This window comes from Bradyrhizobium sp. (assembly GCF_036735945.1).
Taxonomy (GTDB): Bacteria; Pseudomonadota; Alphaproteobacteria; order Rhizobiales; family Xanthobacteraceae; genus Bradyrhizobium.
In genome coordinates, this window is sequence record NZ_DAINNI010000075.1 from 1 (window position 1) to 22399 (window position 22399).

A 22399-nucleotide genomic window follows, 5' to 3' on the forward strand; every position below is an offset into this window, starting at 1 on the left:
GCGTCGAGGGCTGGAGCGCGATCGGAAGCTGGACCGGCACGCCGCTGCGCGATTTTCTGAATCTGATCGGCGCCGATACGCGCGCGAAATATGTCTGGTTCCAGTGCGCCGACAAGGACGGCTACAATTCACCGCTCGACATGGCGACCGCGCTGCATGCGCAGACCCAGATGACCTTCAAGTTCGGCGACGAGATCCTGCCGCGCGCCTACGGCTATCCGATGAAGATACGGGTGCCGACAAAGCTCGGCTTCAAGAATCCGAAATACGTGATCTCGATGGAAGTCACCAACGACTACAAGGGCGGCTTCTGGGAGGATCAGGGCTATAATTCGTTCAGCGGTAGCTGAAGGCGTGCGGACCAGGCGCGTTCGACGCGCTGAAACAAGCCGCGCGGCCGCGTGCTATTTTTCGGTGCGCCAACTTCCCAGAAGGAAAACCTTGCGCGGCCCACGCTTTGGTCCGGCTTGCCCCTGAACATCTGTCAGATCGACTGCATGGCGCCGCAACAACAGCTTCGCCACGAGCCCGAGAATCAGAAAGGGCGTTACATAGATCGCGAACGTCTCAAGCGCCTTCATGGCTGCTTCTCCCGATTGCGATCCTGCATTCTACCTCTCGCCGGAAAATATGCACGGAACCTTTCGGTCGACCGCCAGGTGATTACTCCGACGGTTTGACGCCGAGATCGCGCAGGATGCGCAGCATCCCGTCGCTGTCGCGCTTGAAGATACGAGCCGTCGTTTCAAAATCGGCCGGGGCAGTCAGCAGAAAGTTGTTCAGCATCTGCTGGACCTTGGGATCGGCTCCGGCCTGGATCAGCGTCGCCGAGAGCCGCTGGACTATCTCCTGCGGCGTACCTGACGGCACGGCGAAGGCGGTAAAGGCGCGCATGTCATAGGAATCGCCAACCGCGCCCTGCTCAGTCATTGTGGGTGTGTCCGGGTACGGCGGCAGGCGGCCGCCTGCGACGGCGATCAGGATTCCGGTGCCCGCCTGGATGACAGGCGCCGCCGCGGCATAGCTTCCTCCGGCGCCATCCAGCGTCTGCCCCGCGACGTCGTTCCACATCGGCGCTTCGCCGCGATACTGGATGACCTGAAACTTGATGCCGTATTGCTTCGCGATCGTCTCGATGAGGACGTGCGGTGTCGAACCCACGCCATACGATCCCCAGTTCAGGCTGCCAACCTTCTTTCCGTACTCAATGAACTCGCGAAGGTTGGTCGCTCCCGTCTTCTTCGCCACGACAACCGGGGTGCCGATGCCGCTGACCATCGTCAGATAGACGAAGTCCTTTTCGGGATCGTATGGGAGGTCCTTCACGGTGACGCGGTTCTGGATAAGCGACGAAGAAATCGTGCACAGGATGGTGGTGCCGTCCGGTTCTGCGCGTTTCGCTTCCGTCACCCCGATGACGCCACCAGCACCGGCCTTGTTCTCGATGATGACCGGCTTTCCCACCTGCCGCGCGAGATAGTCGCCGAACGCCCGTGCAATGCCGTCGGTCTGGCCGCCGGCCGGATATGGTAGCACCGGTCGTGCCGGCCACGAGGACTGCGCCCCGGCCTTTTCGGATGGCGCGCACAACAGCGCCGCCGAACCGGTCACGAACGTTCGCCGCGTCAGCTTCTTCATTTCCAGCCCTTCGTTTTCGTTGATATTTTCTTGTCGATGGTCGGGCCGCGAGGGCCGAGCGCAGAAAGCGCCGCCTCGCATTGTGGCACAGTGAACCGCGTCCGCTAGAAGCCTTGGTGCGGCGTTTTCACACAGCCGCGGTCACGAGCGGAAACCGAATCCGCCCGCGCCGCGTGTCCGCTCATTCCCGAACCGCTCTGGTCCGGCCGTCGCTGCGACCGGCCTCAGCCCTTCTTCACCATCGGGCAGGCGCTCTCGCTCAGCGGCCGCGCCGCCTGCTCGGCCGGCACCGTGGCCAGGAGCTTGAGATAATCGAACTGGTATTTGGATTCCGAGGGCTTCTTCACCTGCAGCAGATAATAAGGCCGCATCACGCGTCCATCCTCGCGCACCGTGCCCTTGGTGTAGAAGTCGTCGATCGGCAGTTCCTTCATCTTGGCGACGACCTTGGTCGCATCGGTGGTGCCGGCCGCCGCCACCGCCTTGAGGTAATGCAACGTCGCCCCGTAGGTCCCGGCATGGATCATGCTCGGCGGCTTGCCGCTGTTGCGCGCGACGAGGCGTTTGGTCCAGGCGCGGGTCGCGTCGTCGAGGTCCCAGAAGAAGGTCTCGCTCGCGGTCAGGCCCTGCGCCGCTTCGAGGCCAAGGGCGTGGGTGTCGGGAAACTGCAGCAGGAGCGCCGCCACGCGCTGGTCGCCCTTGCGGCCGAGGCCGAATTCACCCGCCTGCTTGATCGCGTTGATAGTGTCGCCGCCGGCGTTGGAGAGCGCGACGATCTTCGCCTTCGAGGCCTGCGCCTGCAGCAGGAAGGACGAGAAGTCGGCGGTATTGAGCGGATGGCGCACGGCCCCCACCACCTTGCCGCCGGCGGCCGTCACGAACGCCGAGGTGTCTTTCTCAAGGGCGTGCCCGAAGGCGTAATCGGCGGTGATGAAGAACCAGCTATCGCCGCCCTGCTTCACCAGCGCCTGGCCGATCGTCGCCGCCAGTCCGTAGGTGTCGAAGCTCCAGTGCACGCCGTGCGGCGAGCAGGCTTTTCCGGTGAGATCCGACGTGGCGGCGCCGGTGTTGATGTCGACGGCGTCGTGGGTGCGCGTCACCTCGCGCACGGCGAGCCCCACGGCCGAATTGGGCACGTCGAGGATGAGCGTGACGCCCTCGGTCTCGATCCATTGCCGCGCGATGTTGGCGCCGATGTCGGGCTTGTTCTGGTGGTCGGCGAAGATGACCTCGATCGGCCGGCCCAGCACCTTGCCGCCGAAATCCTCGACCGCCATGCGCGCGGCGTGGACCGAGCCCATGCCGCTGAGATCCGCGTACAGTCCCGTCTGGTCGTTGAGGACACCGAGCTTGACCGGTTGCTGCGCGAGCGCGGATGCGGTCAACCCCGCTCCCCACAGGAGCGCGAGCGCGGCGACAATGTTGCGACGCATGAAATCCCTCCCCTTGAAGTGGCGGCCGCTTGATGCCGGCCGCCTTGGCATGATGCTACAGGGGAAGCGTATCGCTGGAAAGCGGGGCGCTGGCTTTCACCTCCGCTCGGTGCATCAGCGCGGCACCGCAGCATGAACTGGACGATATCAAGTCTGTTCGCGCCGACATTGTTCGAGGCCATGCGCGACGAGTAAACCTGTCAGGGCTCATGCTCATAACTCCTCCGGTGGAAAGGGCTTGTTCTGTCCCGAGCGCGCATCCATTAGTGCAGACACAAGAAAAAAGCCGTTCCCAGAGAGGAAGCGATCGCGTGGGCAACTCGCCGTTCCGGCGGATGATCGAGGCACCGGACTTCTGGCGTTTGTGGTATGTCGGCCTGATCGTCGCCACGGTGCGCTGGGTGGAAACCGTCGCGGTCGGGATTGTCGTCTACCAGCGCACCGATTCGGCGTTTGTGGTCTCGATGATGACCATGCTCCGCCTGCTTCCGATGGGTCTGTTCGGAGTGTTTCTCGGCGCGCTCGCGGAACGATTTGATCGCCGCTGGACTCTCCTCATCGTCGTGCTGCTGATGAGCGGCAGCTCTGCAGTCCTCGCCGTTCTCGACCGGATCGGACAGCTCGAGATCTGGCATCTCGCATTCGCCAGCTTCATCAATGGGTGCGGCTGGTGCACCGACAACCCGGTGCGCCGCGTGATGATCGGTGAGGTCGTCGGCCGCGAGAAGATGGGCACCGCGATGTCGCTGGACGTCGGCGCCAACAATGCAAGCCGTATGGTCGGCCCCGCCGTCGGCGGATTCCTGCTCGCCGGGACCGGCATCCAGGGCGCGTTTATTCTGAGCGTGCTGATGTATTGCACCGCGCTATGGGCGGTTCTCACCGTCCGCTCGCGCATTCCTCGCGCTGCGGGCTCCGGCGCCGTGCTGGCGCGGATCGGCGAGGGGCTCGCTTTGGTGCGCACCGACAAACGGCTCATCGGCGTGCTGGTGGTCACCGTGATCTACAATATCTTCGCCTGGCCCTTCACCAGCATGATCCCTGTCATCGGCCGCGACCGACTGCATCTGGGCCCGGAGGGCGTGGGCCTGCTGGCGACCATGGACGGGATCGGCGCGTTCGTCGGCGCGCTCTCGGTGGCGTTATGGCTGATCCCGAGATGGTACGGCCGGACCTATATGTGCGGCGTCGTCTGCTACCTGATCATGGTGGTGGTCTTCGCGCTGGCGCAAAGCCCGGTGCTGGCGGGTGCGGCATTGCTGCTGACCGGGTTGGGCGGCGCCGGATTTGCGACGATGCAGGCGACCCTGGTCTATCTTGCCTCGCCGCCGGAAATGCGCTCGCGCATCCTCGGCGTCCTGACCGTCTGCATCGGCACCGGTCCGATCGGCTTCCTGTGGCTGGGCTGGCTCGCAGACCGTATCGGCTCTCACAACGCCATGGCCGTGACCGGCGTTCTGGGCCTGCTGGCCCTGGCCGCGACCTGGCGCTGGTGGAAGGAGATCTGATCTCCTACGCCGCCGCCAAATCCATCCGCCGGCAGAAGCAGGATGCCTTGATCGGAATCTCCGCCCGCGCCTGCGCCAGGTCGAGCCGCTGCTTGATCAGCGCCGCCTCGGCCTTTTCGCCGCGGCGGACCAGGCATTCGTGCAGACCGTGCAGCGACCAGAGATTATCGGGGTGCTGGCAGGCGCGGCTCAGTCTGCCGTCGAGGCCGAGATCGGAGCGGTAGACCGCCTCGGCTTCCTCGATCCGTCCCTGCTCGAGCAGCAGCGCGCCGAGCGCGTGGCGCGGCGGCTGCATCCATCCCCACGGCTCGTCATAGGGCAGGTTGTCGCTGAGTTCGACCGATCTGCGCAAATGCGCGAAGGCGGCATCGAAGTGGCCTTTTCGATATTCCAGCTCGCCGTCCAGCATCGCTTCGGCGACATCAAGCAGGTAGACGATCTTGTTGTTATGGACACGGCGGCTCTCGGGCACCTGCATCTTCGCCGCCATGAACAGGACTTTCTCGATTTCCGCTTCGGCGACATTGCCGAGCGCCGAATGGGCGACCGCCTTGGCATAGTGGATCATGGCAAAATTCGAGCAGTAGAGCTCGCGGTCTTTCGGCAGTTCCTGTGCGATGATTTCGCGCCATTTGCCGAAGCGCACGAGCACGTGCTGCTTCATCGTCAGGTAGCCCTCGAGAAAATCCGCCATCGGCGGCGACTGAATGCGTAGCACCGCCTCGGGGATCGTCGCGATCAGTTCTTCGGCGGCTGCGATGGCGGGCGTGTACTGGCCGAGGAACATCGCGCCGTAGATCGCGAAGTGGAAGTTGTGAATGACGTAGACGAGGTAGACGCCGGGATCGTCCGAATAGGCGAGGAACCTGCGGTCGGTCGCCAGCGCCTTCTGGTTGTAGACCAGCACGTCCCTGTAGTGCCCGCACAGCACGTCGAGATGCGTCGGCATGTGGATGAGGTGGCCGGAGTCCGGGACGATGTCGCGCAGCCGGTCGCCGGCGCGCAGCGCGCGCTGCGGGAACGGCGACATCTCCATCAGGTGGACATAGAGATGCAGCAGGCCCGGGTGATCCCATGCCGCCGGAATTCGCTCCAGCGCGTACTCCAGCGCGGCCCTGCATTCCTCGGTGCCGGCGCCCTCGGCAGGCTTGCCGGAAGGCAGGTCCCACATCTGCCAGGGCGTTTCGTTCATGAGCGATTCAGCGAATACAGCGCGGACTTCGAGATCGTCGGGATAGGTGGCGAAGATCTTGCGCATCTCCTTGGTGTAGGCCTTGTCCCAGGGCGACATGTCCTCGATCGCTTCGCGCTGGGGATAGCGCGCGGTCAGGGCCTTGATCATCGCCCGTTCGACCGGGCTTGCCTTTGCGGCATGCGACAGCGCGGCCTGCATGGCGTCATACGACGCCGACAGCGCCATCTGCCGTCCCAGCGGGTCATAGCGAACCCAGGGCAGGTTGTAGTTGGGCCCCGAGGCATAGCTGATGCCCCAATGCGCCATCGCGCATTCCGGATCATGCTTCAGCGCTTTCTGGAAGCACTTGATCGCCTCATAGTGGTTGAAGCCGAACAGCCAGTTGAGGCCGCGGTCGAACCAAATCTGCGCGTCCGGCGATGAGGTGGTGATATTGCGGCTGTATGGACCGAGATCGAAATAGGTCATGCCCCTGCACCTCCATGATCGCTTCGCGTTTGTGATGCTTGCGTATCGTGCCGTGCCGGCACCTTATCACAAGGCTGCGGCACGCGAGGCCGCAAACTGCCGCACGCGATTGTGATCGTGGCGGCTGGAATCAGGCTCTTTGCACCTTGCGCTGAAACGCCGAGAGCACCGCGCCCAGCGCCAGCATCGCCGCCGAGACGTTGAGCGCGAACGACAGACTGCCGACCGCGTCCGTGATCGCGCCGATCGCGATTGGGCCGAGCGTCTGGCCGATACCGAAGGAAATCGTCATCGCCGCAATCGCGGTCGGCCAGGCCTGCGGCGGGTAGTTGAAGCGCACGAAGGCCGTGGTGGAGCCGACCACCGCGAAGAAGGCGACGCCGAACACCAGCGCCGACAGCGCCAGCAGCCATGCCGATTGCCCGAAGATCGGCAGCGCCGCGCCGACCGCGTTGACGCCGAGAATGATGGTGGTGGCGAGGCCGCCGCGATCGAGCGCGAGCACGCGCCGCCAGGCCCAGGGCGTTACGAACGCGCTGACGCCGATCAGGCTCCAGAACGCGCTTTGCGCCGCGGCGGCGCCGCCGGCATCGCGGACATAGGCGATCATGAAGGTCATGTAGGCGATATAGCCGGCGCCGAACAGGAAGTAGCCGGCGAGATAGATCACGACAGGCGCGACGGCGAATTTCGCCGATGCCGTCGCTGTGGCGGTCGGGCCGTCATGGAGGGGCGTGAGCAGCACCGGAATGGTCATGATGACGCCAAGCGCCGTCATCGCCCACCACACGATCCACCATGAACCCGGCCCAAAGCCCTGCAGCACGAACGGCGCGACCAGTCCGGAGGCGAGGATGCCGATCCCGGGGCCGGCATAGAACAGGCTGAGCAGGAAGTTCGCGCGCTCAGGCCGCGACTGCGCGATCGTGGCGGCCAGCGTGCCGCCGCCGACAAACCCTGCCGCGGCACCTACCCCGGCCAGAAGCCGCGCAAAAGTCAGGACGTAGAAATTGCCTGACAGCGCGCAGAGCGCCAGCGACAGCACGCAGGCCAGCGTGCCCCACCGCACCGATGCGACCATGCCGAAACGCCGGATCATCCGCGCGGCGAACAGCGCGCCGGCGAGATAGCCGGCAGCGTTGACCGTGTTCATGAAGCCGGCTGCGGAATACGACCACAGCAGCGTCTCGCGCATGTCAGGCAGCACCAGCGCATAGGCAAAGCGGCCGATGCCAAGACCGACGGTCGGCGCCAGCGACAGGATGAGGATCATCCGCGCGGGATGCGGATAGAGCTTTGATACGTCTGGGGATCGCACTTAAAACTCCGGCACGCCGCTATCTTGGCAGTCGCAGCTTCGCTTGCACAGGTCCCGCCGCCGCAAAGGTGTCTTGCCAATCCCGCATCAGCCGATCAGCACCAGCACGACGCCGAGCACGGTCAGCGCGGTTCCGGCCACGATCCGCGCGGTAATCGCGACGTGGCGGAGCATGACGGCGCTGAGCGCCACCGTGACCAGCGGATAAATGGCGGCGAGCGGGGCCACCAGCGTGATCGGACCGTTGCGGACCGCGGCGAACAGCGTGAGTGCGCTCAAGCCGTTGCTGATCCCGGTCAGGGCGAACCAGAACAGGCCGGCGCGGGGCGCGTCCACGACGAAGCTGCCTTTGCGGATGCGCTGGACCGTCAGCAGCATCAGCGACGACGTGACATAGCCGACCAGGCAGGCCCACAGCGGGCTCGGCCACACGGCGAGCCCGAGCTTGACGATCGGCGGGATCACGCCGCGGATCAGCGCGCCGGCGAGCGGCAGCAACAGCGCCCAGCTTCGCCAGTGGCCGAGGTCGCGCGGGCGGGTCACGGTGATGATGGCGGCCCCCGCCACCGCCACGACCAGACCCAGCAACTGCGGCGAATGCAGCGGCTCGTGCAGCAGGATCACCGCCATCGCCACCGCGAACAGCGGCGCGAGGTTGCCGAGCGTGGAGGTGATCACCGGCCCCAGCGCCCGGTTCGAGGCAAAGGTCAGCAAGGTCAGCGAGGCCGGAAAGAACAGGCCGATGGCGATGAAAATCGGCAGGCCGGACCAGACCACCGGCTCGCCCTGCAGGATCAGCGGCGACAGCAGCAGGAACAGGATGGTGAAGGTGGGGACGCTGATCGCCGCCCCCGACAGCGGTTCGACGGTCCGTAGCCCCAGTTGCGCCAGAACGACCCCGGCGCCGAGAAACCCCGCCGAAGCGAAGGCGTAGATGACAGCTAACGTCATGAGGTCCGTCTTGGTGCCTTCTTGAGGGGGCTCGCGGGCTGCTCGTTCCCCGCCCTTTTGGCCTGTCTGCGGTGCCTTGCCAATCCGCTTCAGGGGCTTTAGCACTCCGCCCGACCCGTCATTCCGGGGCTCGGCGAAGCCGAGAACCCGGAATCTCGTTGCATCCAACCTCTGGATTCCGGGTCCGGCGCGCGGCGCCGTCCCGGAATGACGAACCTGGCAAGGACCAACCATGGCGACCCACAAACTGCTGCTTCTCCCCGGCGACGGCATCGGCCCCGAAGTGATGGGCGAGGTGCAGCGCGTGATCGACTGGCTGAACAAGCAGGGGATTGCGTCCTTCGAGACCGAGCAGGGCCTGGTCGGCGGTTCAGCCTACGACGCGCACAAGGTCTCGATCAGCGAAGGCGACATGGCGAAGGCCCTGGCTGCGGACGCCATCATCTTCGGCGCGGTCGGTGGCCCGAAGTGGGACAGCGTTCCGTACGAGGTACGGCCCGAAGCCGGCCTGCTGCGGCTGCGCAAGGATCTCGGCCTGTTCGCCAATCTGCGGCCTGCCGTCTGCTACCCGGCGCTGGCGGATGCGTCGAGCCTGAAGCGCGAGGCGGTCGAAGGTCTCGACATCATGATCGTGCGCGAACTGACCGGCGGCGTCTATTTCGGCGAACCGAAGACGATCACCGATCTCGGCAACGGCCAGAAGCGCGCCGTCGATACCCAGGTCTACGACACCTATGAGATCGAGCGCATCGGCCGCGTCGCCTTCGACCTGGCGCGCAAGCGCCGCAACAAGGTGACCTCGATGGAAAAGCGCAACGTCATGAAGTCGGGCGTGCTCTGGAACGAGGTCATGACCCAGGTGCATGCGCGCGAATACAAGGACGTGACGCTGGAGCATCAGCTCGCGGATTCCGGCGGCATGATGCTGGTCAAGGCGCCGAAGCAGTTCGACGTCATCGTGACAGACAATCTGTTCGGCGACATGCTGTCCGATATCGCCGCGATGCTGACCGGCTCGCTCGGCATGCTGCCCTCGGCTTCGCTCGGCGAGGTCGACGCCAAGACCAGAAAGCGCCGCTCGCTGTTCGAGCCGGTGCACGGCTCCGCACCCGATATCGCAGGCCAAGGCCTCGCCAATCCGATCGCGATGATCTCCTCGTTCGGAATGGCGCTGCGCTATTCCTTCGACATGGGCGACCTCGCCGACAAGGTGGATGCTGCGATCGCGGCCGTGCTGGCGAGCGGCCTTCGTACCGCTGACATCAAGTCGGAAGGCACGACGGCGGCCTCAACCACGCAAATGGGCGAGGCGATCCTGAAGGAGCTGCAGAAGCTGCACGCTTAGAACGTGGAGACGTAGCCCGGATGGAGCGAAGCGAAATCCGGGTCTGTCTCGCACGGTTGGATTCCCGGATTGCGCCTTGCTCCATCCGGGCTACGCCTTCATCCTGGCGACACGGAAAGTCATTAGAGCCCGTTTCATGGACGGATCGCATCGGCCGAAGATCGGGGAAACTGTCGTCCACGAAACGGTGCGGCTGCGGGAAGCTGACATCGGCCGGCGTTGCGAGGTCTTATGCAACACCCGCATCGAATATGCTTCGCTCGGCGACTACTCCTATCTCGGGGAGAATTGCGACGTCGCCGATGCCGCGATCGGAAAGTTCACGGCCATCGCCAACTCGGTCCGGATCGGCGCGCCGAACCACCCGATGGGCCGCGCGTCCCAGCATCGCTTCACCTGCGTGCCGGAATATTATGAGGCCACGGCAACGCGCGATCGCGATTTCTTCGCAGGTCGTCGAGGCGACCGGGTCATCGTCGGCAATGATTGCTGGATCGGGCACGCCGCCATCCTCCTGCCGGGCGTGACCGTCGGCGATGGTGCGGTCATTGCCGCCGGCGCGGTCGTCAGCCGCGACGTGCCGCCCTACACCGTCGTTGGCGGCGTTCCTGCTCGTCCGATCCGGAGCCGTTTCTCCGACGCCGTCGCCGAAAGCCTGCGCCGCATCGCCTGGTGGGATTGGCCGGATGAGATCATCTTCGAGCGCCTGAACGATTTCCGTTCCGAGGCGATCGAAGAGTTTTGCAAGCGCTATGATTCGGCGTTCTCAGGCTGAATAAAAAATGCCCGGTCCTGGCCGGGCATTTTGTCGTCAGGTGGTCGCCGCTATCAATATGGCAGCGGGATCCGCGACGGATAGCCGCCCATGTCGGACGGCGGGTTGAGCGGCTGGCGGTCGATCGGGCGGTTGAGATTTTCGCGCGCGAACGAGGGGTAACCGATCGCCGGCGGGAAGGCGTAGTCCTGGAATTTGCGGTCGCCCGGCAGCACCTCGGTGCCGGCGTCGAGCCAGGAGCGGGTGGTAACGTAGACGCGGGTGCGCGGGCCCTGCTGGTACACCCGGTTGGGACCGCTCGCACCATAATAGGGCCGGCCATCCCGGTCATATCGCTGCTGCTTGGACTGGGCGCTGGCGGCGGTGGCGCCGGCGGAGACGAGGGCAGCCGCAGCAAGCAAGGTCGCGAGCTTGCTCGCAGCAGGGAATTTTCGGGTCATCGCATCCTCGTCATTATCTACCCCCGATGGGGGCCCTGGCGCATCGCCAAATCGGTCTGCCGGCATTGTAGTCACGGGGCGGCCATCGTCGCTAGGTCAATTGCGCCACACCGTGCCGGAATAATGCGGTGCGAAGCGAGAAAGTTTCATGAAAACCAGTGTCTTGGCCGCTTGTCGCCACAATCGTCAGGGGCGGCGAAAGCCAGCCGCCGGGAAGCAGCGACTAAAGCGCGCCGCGCAGCCGTGGATTGTCTGTGACCATCACCCAATCGGCCGACAGGGCCGGCGCGCCGGACGCGCCGCAATCGCTGCGCCGGAGCTCGGCCTGGGCGAATAGCTGCGCCAGTTTCGCGTCATGGCCGGCCGCCAGCAGGACCAGCCGGTTCAGCAAGCAGGAGATCGCGCCGCGGCGGGCCGGGACATCCTCGCCAAGGCATGACCAGCCGGAGAGCCGGAATTTCGGTTCATCGAGGTGTTTGTAAAATCGCAGGCAGGCCCGGGCGGCCTCCGTGCCGCCGACCCGGCGAAACAGCGTCACCGCGCCGAACTTGCTGTCGATGATCCCGGCGGCCTCGGTCTCGCGCACGCCGGCCGGGTCCATTCGCGCGGCGAGATAGCCGGCAGCCGAGCCGATCTGGTCGACTTCCTCGCCAGGGCGGTAGATTTCGAGTTCGGCGACCGGCGTGCCGCCGCCGCTCCAGTGGAAGACGTCCTTGCGGCCGCCGTCCGGGTGCCGAAGGATTTCGTAAGCCTCTGTCTTGTCTGGGAAAATGAATTGGCTCACGGCGAACGCCGGCGCCGTGCGCGCGGCCGCGCTCCAGGCTTTGCTCGACGGCTCCGGAACCTGTGACGTGACATCAGGCAAATGCTGCCATAGCGCGATACCGCAAATGGCCATCAGCGCCAGCACCATCAGGTAGGCACAGAGCCGGGCCAGCGTGCCGCAGACCTCGTTCATGAGGTTTGCCAACGCCGGGTGAATTCTCGCCCTATATTGGAAACTGGCCGTTCTGGCCGGAAACGAATGCATCAAACGTCCAAACGCAACCGTCACACGTTGTCATATCGGCGTTTCTCGCATAGAAGCGCTGCCTTCCCCCTTTCCGCTTCAGGCGGCGGGGCGGCATTTTTCGTCGGAGAGTGAACGATGGGTTACAAAGTCGCTGTCGTCGGTGCGACCGGCAATGTCGGGCGCGAAATGCTCAACATTCTCGACGAGCGCAAATTCCCCGCCGACGAGGTCGTGGTGCTGGCCTCGCGCCGCAGCGTCGGCGTCGAGGTGTCCTATGGCGACCGCACCCTGAAGGTCAAGGCGCTCGAGCATTACGACTTCTCCGACATCGACATCTGCCTGATGTCGGCGGGCGGAGCGGTGTCGAAGGAATGGTCGCCGAAGATCGGCGCCGCCGGCGCCGTCGTGATCGACAATTCGTCGGCCTTCCGGATGGACCCGGACGTGCCGCTGATCGTGCCGGAAGTGAACGCGGACGCGACCGCGGGCTTTGCCAAGAAGAATATCATCGCCAACCCGAACTGCTCTACCGCGCAACTCGTGGTGGCGCTGAAGCCGCTGCACGACAAGGCCACCATCAAGCGTGTGGTGGTCGCGACCTACCAGTCGGTGTCCGGCGCCGGCAAGGATGCGATGGACGAACTGTTTTCGCAGACCAAGGCGGTCTACACCAATGACGAGCTGATCAACAAGAAATTCCCCAAGCGTATCGCCTTCAACGTCATCCCCGAGATCGACGTGTTCATGGAGGACGGCTACACCAAGGAAGAGTGGAAGATGATGGCGGAGACCAAGAAGATCCTTGATCCCAAGATCAAGCTCTCCGCTACCTGCGTGCGCGTGCCGGTGTTCGTCGGCCATTCCGAAGCCGTCAACATCGAGTTCGAGAATCCGATCACCGCCGACGAAGCCCGCAACATCCTGCGCAACGCGCCGGGCTGCCTTGTGATCGACAAGCATGAGCCCGGCGGCTATGTCACGCCCTACGAGGCAGCCGGCGAGGACGCGACCTATATCAGCCGTATCCGCGAGGATGCGACGGTGGAGAACGGTCTCGCGCTGTGGTGCGTCTCCGACAATCTGCGCAAGGGCGCCGCGCTGAACGCCGTGCAGATCGCCGAATGCCTGATCAACCGCAAGCTGATCAGCGCGAAGCAGAAGGCAGCGTGAGTCTCGGCGAATAGGGATTAGCGAATAGAACTCTTCCTATTGGCTACTTGCCATTCGCTATTCGCTGCCCTTCACGCCCTGAAACTCCTTCGTCGTCTTGTCGAGCACGAACAGCGAGCCCTCGGCGACGCCGAAATAGGCGCCGTGCAACTGCATTTCGCCGCTCTCGACGCGGGCTCGCACGAACGGGAACGTCATCAGGTTCTCGAGCGAGCGGAAGACCGCGGCCTTCTCGATCCTGACGGTGAAATCCTGCATCGTCTCACGCTCGCGCTGTTCGACGACCTCGCCCGGCTTGATGAACATCGCCATCCAGCGGCCGATGAAATCTCCCGGCGACAGCGGATCGATCTTGTCGATGAAGGCGCGGATGCCGCCGCACTGGGCGTGGCCGAGCACCACGATGTGCTTGATGCGGAGCACGCTGACGGCGTATTCCAGCGCCGCCGAGACGCCGTGCGCGCCGCTGTCGGGCTGATAGACCGGGACCAGATTGGCGACGTTGCGTACCACGAACAGTTCGCCCGGGCCGGCGTCAAAAATCACTTCGGGCGAGACGCGGGAATCGCAGCAGCCGATCACCATGACGGCCGGCGACTGGCCGCGTTCGGAAAGTTCCCGGTAGCGCGACTGTTCGGTCGGCAGCCGCTGTGAGGTGAAGGCCCGGTAGCCTTCGAGCAGATGTTTCGGAAATGACGATGCCATGATGTCTGTGCCTTTTTTTGCTGGGGCATGCCTAACCATAGGCCGGTGACGGGAACAAGGCTTCCGGACCCCGGTTTGAAATGTTAGGGCGAGGGTACGACCACCCCGGAGGAACCTGCTCATGACCCGTCCGCGCCGCAGCCTGTTGTTCATGCCGGGGTCCAACGCGCGAGCGCTGGAAAAGGCCCGCAGCCTGCCCGCCGACGGCATCATTCTCGACCTTGAGGATTCGGTGGCGCCCGACGCCAAGGCGACGGCCCGCGACCAGATCGCCAAGGCGGTCACGGCAGGCGGGTTCGGCAAGCGCGAGGTGCTGATCCGGGTCAACAGCCTCGATACACCCTGGTGGGTCGAGGACGTCACCATGGCCGGCAAGGTTCGCCCCGACGGCATCCTGGTTCCCAAGATCTCCACGGTCGGCGATTTGAACGCGATCGCCAACCGCCTCAGCGACATCAACGCCGACATGTCGATCCGGGTCTGGGCGATGATCGAAACCGCGCGCGCGGTGCTCGACGCCGACAAGCTGGCGGCGGCGTCACGGGATTCCGAGACGCGCCTTGCGGGCTTCGTGTTCGGGCCCAACGATATCTCGCGGGAGACGCGGATCCGGATGCAGCCGGGCCGCGCGGCGATGATCCCGATGATCACGCATTGCGTCCTGGCGACGCGCGCGCACGGGCTTGAAATTCTCGATGGTCCCTACAGCGACATCGCCAATATCGACGGCTTCGCGACCGAATGCGCGCAGGGCCGCGATCTCGGCTTCGACGGCAAGACGCTGATCCATCCGAGCCACATCGAGGCCTGCAACGCGATCTTCACGCCGCCGGCGGAAGAGGTCGAGCAGGCGCGCAAGATCATCGCGGCGTTCGAAAGGCCGGAAAATGCGGCCCGCGGCGCGATTCAGCTCGATGGCCGGATGGTCGAGCGGCTGCATGCCGACATGGCGCGGCGGACGATTGCGATTGCCGACGCGATCGCGGCGATGGGGGGCTAATCCCGCCTGAGGCTCAGGATATAGCTGGAGAGGTCGTCGGCCTGTTCAGGCGTGATGATGAGATTGGGCATCCGCCGATGGCTGGTCTTGAAAAATACTTTCAGCGATAGCGCCGTCGTCGATAGCCGGTTGGCGATGGCAACGAAATCCGTCGGGCGCCCCCTTGTGCCGGCGGTATTGGCCTCGATCGCGTGACAATCCTTGCACCAAGCCTCAGCAAGACGATGGCCGGCCGTGACGCCTTCCGACGGCAGAGGCGCGCCGCTTGCATTGTGCAGCCGGACGAACAGCAGCACGGCAAGCGCGCCGAGAACTGCGATCGCGACCTGAAACCAGACGGAACGCGCCATTGCCGGCAACTCCTGGCGCGGTTTTTCCTACGGCTGCCGCTGGCTCAAACCGTCGATCGTCGGCGCGTTGCCGCAATATTCCTCATAATGCGCAGCGGCGCTGCCGGCGGCGAGATCGCGGTCGCACTGGCGCTTGTGAATGCACATCGAACAGACGCGCTCCATGTCGCGCAGCACGAGCGGCTCGGTGCGCGCCAAGGCATCCTGATCGATACCGAGTGCCGCAAGCATCTTCGGCAGCTCATCGGCCGCGTGCGGCCCCTGGCGAACCAGCGCCTCGAGATCGGCGGACGACATCCGCAGGTCGCTCGCAATCTGCCCAAAATTGGCGGCGTCCATCTCGCGCATTTCCCGCAGCTCGCGGCGGTGCTTCAGCCATTCGGCAAAGATGTCGACCATGCGGCTGACGGAAGAATTGGGCGTTTCCTGAACGGTCATGGCACGGCTCCCTTGGGGTGCTCCGATGGGCCAAAATGCCCTCAAATCGGCGGGAGGTCGTTGCGCTGGATCAAATTCGGGGGCGAGAGGACGGGCGATCGATTTCACCCTCGCGTCCAGGGGAGGGGGCTATCCGCCGAACCTCTCCGCCGCCCAGGCATAGAGACTGCCCGGAAGGGGCTTCTCGCCGCCGCGGCCCTTGGGCGAGATGTGGAGGCCGACGATGTTGGGATCGGCAAGCAGGCCTGAAAAATCCGCCGGCTCGAAGAACAGTCTTGGCTCGGCATGCACCGCGTAGAAGGAATGCCTAGGCAGCGCATGCCGCAGCTGGTTCGAGCGGCGCGCGAGCGCGGTGAGTGCGGCGGGGCCGTAGATCGCGACGCGGATGTCGGAGAGGCGGCTCGACCGGCGGCGGAGCTGGCGCAGCATGAAGGTGAGGCGATGGCGCAGCGCCAGCCAGTCCGGCATCAGATCCTCCTGCTCGATCAGATCCTCGAACGCGCGCACGATCGGATCGTTCACCGGCAGGTACAGCACGGAGTTGCCGAGCTGGCGGCGGCGTTCCCAGGCGAAGTAGGGGTTTGCCGGATCGATCTCGATCGGCTTCAGCAGCAGCACGTCGGCGTCGAGCCACAGCCCGGCGCGCTCGGCCATCAGGCGCATTCGGAAGAAATCGCTGAATTGCAGGATGGTCCAGTCGCGCCAGCTGCCATCCGGTTGCGGCGGGCGCAGCCGCTCGGCAAAGGAATGCGGCAGGATTGCCTCCGCCTCTGCATTGCCGACGCCATCGGGCAGGCCGGGCAGCGGATCGAAACTATAGACGGTGACCTTGTGGCCGGCGGCGACCTGCGAGCGCAGGCAGGTCAGCCGCAGCCCGTCGAGCGGGCCATGCCAGAACGTGACGACCTCAGGCCGCATTCGTGTCACCCCCGCACATGGAAAAAGAGCCCCGATTTGATCGGAGCTCTCCTAACACGACCGGGCGGGACAATCAGGCCCAGGCGCGCTCCTTCTTCAGCTTTGCCTCGTAATCGTCGATCGACGATTTCTTTTCCATGGTGAGGCCAATGTCGTCGAGGCCGTTCATCAGGCAGTGCTTGCGGAACGGATCGATCTCGAACTTCACCTTGCCGCCGTCGGGACCGCGGATCTCCTGGTTGGCGAGATCGATGGTCAGCGTCGCGTTGGCGCCGCGCTCGGCGTCATCGAACAGCTTGTCGAGGTCTTCCTGGCTGACCCGGATCGGCAGGATGCCGTTCTTGAAGCAGTTGTTGTAGAAGATGTCGCCGAACGAGGTCGAGATCACGCAGCGGATGCCGAAATCGAGCAGCGCCCACGGCGCGTGCTCGCGGCTCGAGCCGCAGCCGAAATTATCGCCGGCGACCAGCACCCTGGCGTTGCGATAGGCGGACTGGTTGAGCACGAAGTCCGGGTTCTCGCTGCCGTCGTCCTTGTAGCGCTGTTCCGAGAAAAGCCCCTTGCCAAGGCCGGTGCGCTTGATGGTCTTCAGGTACTGCTTCGGAATGATCATGTCGGTGTCGACATTGATGATCTTCAGGGGGGCAGCTACGCCTTCCAGTGTGGTGAACTTTTCCATCGATCGCACTTCCCGGTTGAAAAGGTGGGACGGGCCGGTGATTTATCGCGAATATCGGCCCGGCAAAAGGCCAATTTACGCATAGGGCGCCTGTTCTGGCGCGTTTCGGACGACCAGGCCGCCGGTTCGCGGCAGACGGCTTAGCCCGCGGCCGCCTCGATCGCCTCCATGTCGGCGTCCGACAGGCCGAAATGGTGCCCGATCTCGTGGATCAGGACATGGCGGACGATATGGCCGAGCGTTTCCTCGTGCTCGGCCCAGTAGTCCAGGATCGGCCGCCGATAGAGCCAGATCATGTTGGGCAGGCGGGCGACATCACCGTGGCTCTGTTGCGGCAGGCCGATGCCCTGGAATAGGCCGAGCAGGTCGAACTCGCTTTGCGCCTGCATCTCGTCCAGAACCTCGTCGGTCGGAAAATCGTCGACGCGGATGATCACGCCCTCGCACAGGGTGCGAAAGGTCTTTGGTAGGCGCTCGAACACCTCATGGGCCATGGCTTCCATTTCGGCGAGCGAGGGGGCTTTTGCTTGGGTCCACATCAGGACGTATTTAGCGTGTGTTATCCTCGCGCGCATTATGGTTTTGCGAGTTGACCTTGGCGCTCCAATCGGAGACCGTGCGGTCGCTATCAGGCGTGGGTGGGCTTACATGAAACGGATTGTGACGGTTGCAGCCTGGGCTGCTCTTGCCGGGCTCGTGCTGCCGGGCGCGGCGGCGCAGGCCCAGACGGCAGCGCCGGAACTGCGGATCGCGCAGGCGCCGCAACCTGATGTCACTGATATCTCCGCCCAGCGCCGGCGCCCCCTGCGACGCGTACCGATCTATAGCCAGGAGTGGGCGCCCAGTGTCTACCCGCGCTACTATCCCGGGCCCAACGCCGTGCGCGATTGCACCGCACATTATGTGCAGGAGTATCGGCCGAGCGGCACGGTGATCACCCCGCGCATGAATTGCTACTGGCGACCGGGCTAGGTTTCCTTCCGCTCGAATTCTCTCACGCATCTCCTGAAGCGAACAGGACAGCGCGGCGGCTCGCAACAGTGTTCTGGCGCGCGCAAGGATTGCGGCGAATTGCAGCCACCATCCGTTCATGTTCGTGGCGTGTTCATTCAGGACTCATTCAAATCGCAAGTCGCAGATTGCGTGCAACGTTGCGGCGAGCCGTTCGGCGCTGACGTGACATTCGAAGGAGAGATTTCATGCAATTCACCAAAGTTCTGGGATTGGCTGCGATCGGCGCGCTACTCGTTCTCGCTGCGCCCGCCGAGCGCGCCAACGCGCTTTCGCTCAGCAATCCCGGCGCCGCGGCGGCCGTTCAGGAAGATGCCCGGCTGGCGACGACGGAAGTTCACTGGCGGCGCCATCATCACCACCATCACCATCATCGGTGGCACCGGCATCATCATCGTCACCATCACCACCACCATCATCGCCGCCACCATCACCGCTGGTGAGCGCGGCAATCTGGCGCAGCCTTCGAACAGGCCCGCACTGCGGGCCTGTTTTGATTCATGCCATCGCCTTGAAACCGGCGAGATCGCTGTCAGTAATCCCTGACGTCAGGATCGTCCAAGAGGAATGCATCATGAGGGGTTTGATCTCTGCAGCCCTTGTCGCAGGCGCGCTCGCGATCGCCGCGCAGGGCGCGATCGGCGCTGCTGGCGCGGCACCGCGAGCAAGGGCGCAAGCCGCCGGCACGTCCGACGCCACTGATTTCAGCGCGCACCGCCATCACCGTCGCACCTATCGTTCGTATTATCGTCCCTATTACTACGCGCGGCCGGTCTACTATCGACCGTATCCCTACACTTCGCCGGCGCCGTTCACATTCGGCATCGGATTCGGTCCGCACTGGTGATGAGATGCGAGATGCAATGCGCCATCATTCATTCATCAAGCGGGCATGCGCATTCATGGCGCGTTCACGTCGCTGTCGCTAGCGTAACCTTCGGGCGCGACACCGCAAATGAACGCGACGGAGACCAGCCGCAGAGCGGCTGCGGGCGTGCCGTCGCGGCGAGGGAGGATCCATCCATGGCGATATCCGATCCTGGACGCGGACTTGTCCGCCGTCTGGGCGTTACGGCTGCGGCGCTGTTTGCGTTTGCGGCGGCATCAGGCGAGCGCGCCGAGGCGCTCTCGCTTGCGAGTCCCGGTACGGTTCCGTCCGTAAAATTTGCAACCGATGGTGTTGCGACCGAAGTCCGTCATGGCGGCGGCGGAGGCGGCGGCTTCCGTGGCGGCGGAGGTGGCGGCTTCCGTGGTGGCGGAGGCGGCGGTTTCCATGGTGGAGGCGGCGGCTTCCGCGGCGGCGGTTTCCACGGCGGTGGCTTCAGAGGCGGCGGCGCCGCATTCCATGGCGGCGGGTTCCGGGGCGGCGGCCTTGCCATTCATCGTGGCGGCGGCTTTCGCGCCGTGCCGATCTATCGTGGCGGCGGCATGCGCTACGGATATCGTTCCGTCTATCACCGGCCGCACTTCTATCGCCGGCATCACTTCCACCGCCGGTTCTACGCGCCGCGCTACTACGGCTATCCGGGCTACTATTACGGCTACCGGCATCGCTACTGCCGCGTCGTCTGGACCTATTACGGGCCGCGGAAGATCTGCAGATACCGTCCATGGTATCGTCACCACTGGCGCGTTCGATACTACGGGTCCCCGTATCGCTATTGGTGAGATCTGATGGAGTGAAGCGTCTCGCACTTCGTCATGCCCGGGCTTGTCCCGGGCATCCCAGCCTAGGTCTCCCAGGGCTTGATCTTCCACGGCATGAGCTTCTCCATCCGCCACTGATGCCAGTGCTCGGGCGGCCAATGGCCGAGGCGCGAGGTTTCCTTGGTCGCGGTGGTCTGGAGGTCGACGATACGCGGCCCCGTGCGACGGCGCACCTGCTTGGTCGCCTCGCTGATCATATCGACGAATTCAGGCTTGTCGGTCACGGCCAAAGGTCCCTCGCGAAAACAGCTTCGCGAGGGACTATTCTGCGCGTTGCCTGTTAACGTGGCGTTGAGATAACGCCTCGCAATCTAGGCAAAGCAGCCGTTACCGCCATTCCCGGACGTCGACGAAATGCCCGGCGATCGCGGCTGCTGCAGCCATGGCCGGCGAGACCAGGTGGGTGCGGCCCTTGAAGCCCTGACGGCCCTCAAAGTTGCGGTTCGAGGTCGAGGCGCAGCGCTCTTCCGGCTTCAGCTTGTCCGGGTTCATGGCAAGGCACATCGAGCAGCCCGGCTCGCGCCATTCGAAGCCGGCCTTGATGAAGATCTTGTCGAGGCCTTCGGCTTCCGCCTGCTCCTTCACGATGCCGGAGCCCGGCACGATCATCGCGTTGACGTTGGCGTTGACGGTCTTGCCCTCGGCGATCTTCGCCACCGCCCGCAGGTCTTCGATGCGGCCGTTGGTGCAGGAGCCGATGAAGACGCGGTCGAGCTTGATGTCGGTGATCTTCGTTCCCGCAGTGAGGCCCATATATTTCAGCGCGCGGTGCTTGGACAGCCGCTTGGCCTCGTCCGCGATCTTGTCGGGGTCGGGCACCAGGCCCGAGATCGACACCACGTCCTCGGGCGAGGTGCCCCAGGTCACGATCGGCGGCAGCTTCGCGGCGTCCAGCCGGAGCTCGTGGTCGAAATGCGCGCCGTCATCGGAGCGCAGCTTTTCCCAGTAACGCATCGCGGCGTCCCAGTCGGCGCCCTTCGGCGATTTCGGGCGACCCTTGAGGAATTCGAACGCCTTCTCGTCCGGCGCGACCAGGCCGGCGCGGGCGCCGCCTTCGATCGACATGTTGCAGACCGTCATGCGGCCTTCCATCGTCAGCGCGCGGATCGCATCGCCGGCATATTCCAGCACATAGCCGGTGCCGCCGGCGGTGCCGATTTCGCCGATGATGGCGAGGATGATGTCCTTGCCGGTGACGCCGTCGGGCAACTTGCCGTCGACCACCGCGCGCATGTTCTTCGCCTTCTTCTGGATCAGCGTCTGCGTCGCCAGAACGTGTTCGACTTCCGACGTGCCGATGCCGTGCGCCAGCGCGCCGAACGCGCCATGGGTCGAGGTGTGGCTGTCACCGCACACGATGGTGGTGCCTGGCAGGGTAAAGCCCTGCTCGGGGCCGATCACGTGCACGATGCCCTGGCGCTTGTCGAACTCGTTGTAATATTCGATGCCGAACTCCTTGGCGTTCTCCGCCATCACCCGCATCTGCTCGATGCTCTCAGGATCGGGATTCGGCTTCGAGCGGTCGGTGGTCGGGATGTTGTGATCGACGACGGCGAGCGTCTTCTCCGGCGCGTGCACCTTGCGGCCTGAGGCGCGCAGGCCTTCGAACGCCTGTGGCGAGGTCACCTCGTGCACCAGATGGCGGTCGATATAGAGCAGGCAGGTGCCGTCCTCGGCTTCGTGCACCAGATGGTCGTTCCAGATCTTGTCGTACAGCGTGGTCGGTTTGGACATGAGCGTCAGCTCCAAAATCAAATTCTGTGTGAGCGATAAGGCGCGGAACACGCGCCGGCACCGGACGTCCGCGCAGCATCAAGCTGCGCGCGTAAGCTCCGACGTGGCCGACGTCGTGAACCGCCCGAAGAAGCGGCCGGGCAGGCGCGAGCGATCGTCGATGACGATCCTCTGGGCGGCGCTGGTGCGATCTAGAACCATTCTGATTTTCTAACACAGGGCCCGCGGCCGCCACAATCAATCGATTGGGCGGGGCATTACTCAGATAGGTATGGCTCAACAAAAAAGCGCGGGGTTGGGCCCGCGCTTTTGGTCACATCCGGAAGGAGGATGGAATCACTCGCCGACGGCGGCGGCGCGGTCCTGCTTCTCGACGATGCGGGCCGACTTGCCGCGCAGGCTGCGCAGGTAATACAGCTTGGCGCGACGCACCTTGCCGCGGCGCACCACCTTGATCGAGTCGATCATCGGCGACATCACGGGGAACACGCGTTCGACGCCTTCGCCGTAGGAAATCTTGCGGACGGTGAAGCTCTCGTTGAGCCCGCCGCCGGAACGGCCGATGCAGACGCCTTCATAGGCCTGCACGCGGGTGCGCTCGCCT

At 64.4% G+C, this 22399-nt stretch carries 28 protein-coding genes; 11 read left to right on the top strand and 17 right to left on the bottom strand.

Translation table 11 applies throughout. From position 1 onward, the window contains the following. On the top strand, nt 1-350 hold a 350-nt coding region (locus tag V7E26_RS20620; RefSeq protein WP_324419623.1), incomplete at its 5' end, for a molybdopterin-dependent oxidoreductase. A gap of 54 nt (nt 351-404) precedes the next feature. Here V7E26_RS20620 and V7E26_RS20625 read toward each other — a convergent pair. The 3 genes from V7E26_RS20625 to V7E26_RS20635 all read right to left on the bottom strand — a co-directional run bounded on the left by V7E26_RS20625 (nt 405) and on the right by V7E26_RS20635 (nt 3071). Then, nucleotides 405-581 (bottom strand): hypothetical protein, encoded by a 177-nt coding sequence (locus V7E26_RS20625; protein WP_324419625.1) that lies wholly within the window; start codon nt 579-581, stop codon nt 405-407. Nucleotides 582-663: 82 nt separating this feature from the next. After that, entirely contained in the window at nt 664-1638 is a 975-nt protein-coding gene (locus V7E26_RS20630) for a Bug family tripartite tricarboxylate transporter substrate binding protein (protein WP_324419627.1), read from the bottom strand. A gap of 224 nt (nt 1639-1862) precedes the next feature. Beyond that, nucleotides 1863-3071 carry an ABC transporter substrate-binding protein gene (locus tag V7E26_RS20635; RefSeq protein WP_324419629.1) on the bottom strand — a complete coding sequence of 403 codons (1209 nt, stop codon included), beginning with the start codon at nt 3069-3071 and terminating at the stop codon, nt 1863-1865. Nucleotides 3072-3382: 311 nt separating this feature from the next. On the opposite strand from V7E26_RS20635, the gene V7E26_RS20640 reads away from it, so the two are divergent. After that, nucleotides 3383-4579, top strand: a complete 1197-nt coding sequence (locus tag V7E26_RS20640) for an MFS transporter (RefSeq protein ID WP_324419631.1) — start codon at nt 3383-3385, stop codon at nt 4577-4579. Between the two features lie 4 nt (nt 4580-4583). Here V7E26_RS20640 and V7E26_RS20645 read toward each other — a convergent pair whose 3' ends face one another. The 3 genes from V7E26_RS20645 to V7E26_RS20655 form a co-directional block, all read right to left on the bottom strand. Then, nucleotides 4584-6242: a tetratricopeptide repeat protein gene (locus V7E26_RS20645; RefSeq protein ID WP_324419633.1), complete on the bottom strand. Its 1659-nt coding sequence runs from the start codon at nt 6240-6242 to the stop codon at nt 4584-4586. 130 nt (nt 6243-6372) lie between these two features. Beyond that, a complete protein-coding gene (locus V7E26_RS20650) occupies nt 6373-7515 on the bottom strand; it encodes a YbfB/YjiJ family MFS transporter (protein ID WP_324419675.1) in 1143 nt (380 codons plus the stop codon). 132 nt (nt 7516-7647) lie between these two features. Further along, the gene (locus V7E26_RS20655) at nt 7648-8511 is read right to left on the bottom strand and encodes a DMT family transporter (protein WP_324419635.1); all 864 of its coding nucleotides are present in this window, start codon (nt 8509-8511) and stop codon (nt 7648-7650) included. 232 nt (nt 8512-8743) lie between these two features. Between V7E26_RS20655 and leuB the strand changes: the two genes are divergently transcribed. Both leuB and V7E26_RS20665 read left to right on the top strand, forming a co-directional pair. Then, entirely contained in the window at nt 8744-9856 is a 1113-nt protein-coding gene (gene leuB, locus V7E26_RS20660; protein WP_324419637.1) for a 3-isopropylmalate dehydrogenase, read from the top strand. A 136-nt stretch (nt 9857-9992) separates the two neighbouring features. Further along, nucleotides 9993-10631 (top strand): DapH/DapD/GlmU-related protein, encoded by a 639-nt coding sequence (locus V7E26_RS20665; protein ID WP_324419639.1) that lies wholly within the window; start codon nt 9993-9995, stop codon nt 10629-10631. A 53-nt stretch (nt 10632-10684) separates the two neighbouring features. On the opposite strand, the gene V7E26_RS20670 is transcribed toward V7E26_RS20665, so the two are convergent. Both V7E26_RS20670 and V7E26_RS20675 read right to left on the bottom strand, forming a co-directional pair. Further along, complete coding sequence (locus tag V7E26_RS20670; protein ID WP_324419640.1) at nt 10685-11071, bottom strand: hypothetical protein; 387 nt, start codon at nt 11069-11071, stop codon at nt 10685-10687. A gap of 223 nt (nt 11072-11294) precedes the next feature. Then, complete coding sequence (locus tag V7E26_RS20675; RefSeq protein WP_324419642.1) at nt 11295-12029, bottom strand: hypothetical protein; 735 nt, start codon at nt 12027-12029, stop codon at nt 11295-11297. Nucleotides 12030-12218: 189 nt separating this feature from the next. Here V7E26_RS20675 and V7E26_RS20680 point away from each other — a divergent pair, with 189 nt between their 5' ends. Then, a complete protein-coding gene (locus V7E26_RS20680) occupies nt 12219-13253 on the top strand; it encodes an aspartate-semialdehyde dehydrogenase (protein ID WP_324419644.1) in 1035 nt (344 codons plus the stop codon). Between the two features lie 57 nt (nt 13254-13310). On the opposite strand, the gene V7E26_RS20685 is transcribed toward V7E26_RS20680, so the two are convergent. After that, nucleotides 13311-13958, bottom strand: a complete 648-nt coding sequence (locus V7E26_RS20685; RefSeq protein WP_324419645.1) for a carbonic anhydrase — start codon at nt 13956-13958, stop codon at nt 13311-13313. A 121-nt stretch (nt 13959-14079) separates the two neighbouring features. On the opposite strand from V7E26_RS20685, the gene V7E26_RS20690 reads away from it, so the two are divergent. Beyond that, complete coding sequence (locus V7E26_RS20690; RefSeq protein WP_324419647.1) at nt 14080-14958, top strand: HpcH/HpaI aldolase/citrate lyase family protein; 879 nt, start codon at nt 14080-14082, stop codon at nt 14956-14958. Here V7E26_RS20690 and V7E26_RS20695 read toward each other — a convergent pair. The 5 genes from V7E26_RS20695 to V7E26_RS20715 all read right to left on the bottom strand — a co-directional run bounded on the left by V7E26_RS20695 (nt 14955) and on the right by V7E26_RS20715 (nt 17882). Next, on the bottom strand, nt 14955-15308 hold the full coding sequence (locus V7E26_RS20695; protein ID WP_324419649.1) for a c-type cytochrome: 354 nt from the start codon (nt 15306-15308) through the stop codon (nt 14955-14957). The genes V7E26_RS20690 and V7E26_RS20695 overlap by 4 nt on opposite strands. A 27-nt stretch (nt 15309-15335) precedes the next feature. After that, nucleotides 15336-15746: a hypothetical protein gene (locus V7E26_RS20700; protein WP_324419651.1), complete on the bottom strand. Its 411-nt coding sequence runs from the start codon at nt 15744-15746 to the stop codon at nt 15336-15338. Between the two features lie 129 nt (nt 15747-15875). Next, complete coding sequence (locus V7E26_RS20705; protein WP_324419653.1) at nt 15876-16664, bottom strand: hypothetical protein; 789 nt, start codon at nt 16662-16664, stop codon at nt 15876-15878. A 73-nt stretch (nt 16665-16737) separates the two neighbouring features. Beyond that, nucleotides 16738-17343, bottom strand: a complete 606-nt coding sequence (leuD, locus tag V7E26_RS20710; protein WP_324419655.1) for a 3-isopropylmalate dehydratase small subunit — start codon at nt 17341-17343, stop codon at nt 16738-16740. Nucleotides 17344-17483: 140 nt separating this feature from the next. After that, nucleotides 17484-17882 carry a metallopeptidase family protein gene (locus tag V7E26_RS20715; protein ID WP_324419657.1) on the bottom strand — a complete coding sequence of 133 codons (399 nt, stop codon included), beginning with the start codon at nt 17880-17882 and terminating at the stop codon, nt 17484-17486. A gap of 109 nt (nt 17883-17991) precedes the next feature. On the opposite strand from V7E26_RS20715, the gene V7E26_RS20720 reads away from it, so the two are divergent. The 4 genes from V7E26_RS20720 to V7E26_RS20735 all read left to right on the top strand — a co-directional run bounded on the left by V7E26_RS20720 (nt 17992) and on the right by V7E26_RS20735 (nt 20022). Next, entirely contained in the window at nt 17992-18315 is a 324-nt protein-coding gene (locus V7E26_RS20720; protein WP_324419660.1) for a hypothetical protein, read from the top strand. Between the two features lie 99 nt (nt 18316-18414). Beyond that, nucleotides 18415-18900, top strand: a complete 486-nt coding sequence (locus V7E26_RS20725) for a hypothetical protein (RefSeq protein ID WP_324419662.1) — start codon at nt 18415-18417, stop codon at nt 18898-18900. A 28-nt stretch (nt 18901-18928) separates the two neighbouring features. Beyond that, nucleotides 18929-19201 carry a hypothetical protein gene (locus V7E26_RS20730; RefSeq protein ID WP_324419664.1) on the top strand — a complete coding sequence of 91 codons (273 nt, stop codon included), beginning with the start codon at nt 18929-18931 and terminating at the stop codon, nt 19199-19201. 176 nt (nt 19202-19377) lie between these two features. Continuing rightward, nucleotides 19378-20022, top strand: coding sequence for a hypothetical protein (locus V7E26_RS20735; protein ID WP_324419665.1), 645 nt, complete (start codon nt 19378-19380; stop codon nt 20020-20022). A gap of 62 nt (nt 20023-20084) precedes the next feature. On the opposite strand, the gene V7E26_RS20740 is transcribed toward V7E26_RS20735, so the two are convergent. Both V7E26_RS20740 and leuC read right to left on the bottom strand, forming a co-directional pair. Continuing rightward, entirely contained in the window at nt 20085-20285 is a 201-nt protein-coding gene (locus V7E26_RS20740) for a hypothetical protein (protein WP_324419667.1), read from the bottom strand. Between the two features lie 103 nt (nt 20286-20388). Further along, nucleotides 20389-21795, bottom strand: coding sequence for a 3-isopropylmalate dehydratase large subunit (leuC, locus tag V7E26_RS20745; RefSeq protein ID WP_324419669.1), 1407 nt, complete (start codon nt 21793-21795; stop codon nt 20389-20391). Between leuC and V7E26_RS20750 the strand changes: the two genes are divergently transcribed. Next, nucleotides 21794-22009: a hypothetical protein gene (locus V7E26_RS20750; protein ID WP_324419671.1), complete on the top strand. Its 216-nt coding sequence runs from the start codon at nt 21794-21796 to the stop codon at nt 22007-22009. The two genes, leuC and V7E26_RS20750, sit on opposite strands and share 2 nt — an antisense overlap. Nucleotides 22010-22131: 122 nt before the next feature. Here V7E26_RS20750 and rplS read toward each other — a convergent pair. Beyond that, nucleotides 22132-22399 (bottom strand): 50S ribosomal protein L19 (gene rplS, locus V7E26_RS20755; protein WP_324419673.1); only part of this gene is annotated, 268 nt, incomplete at its 5' end.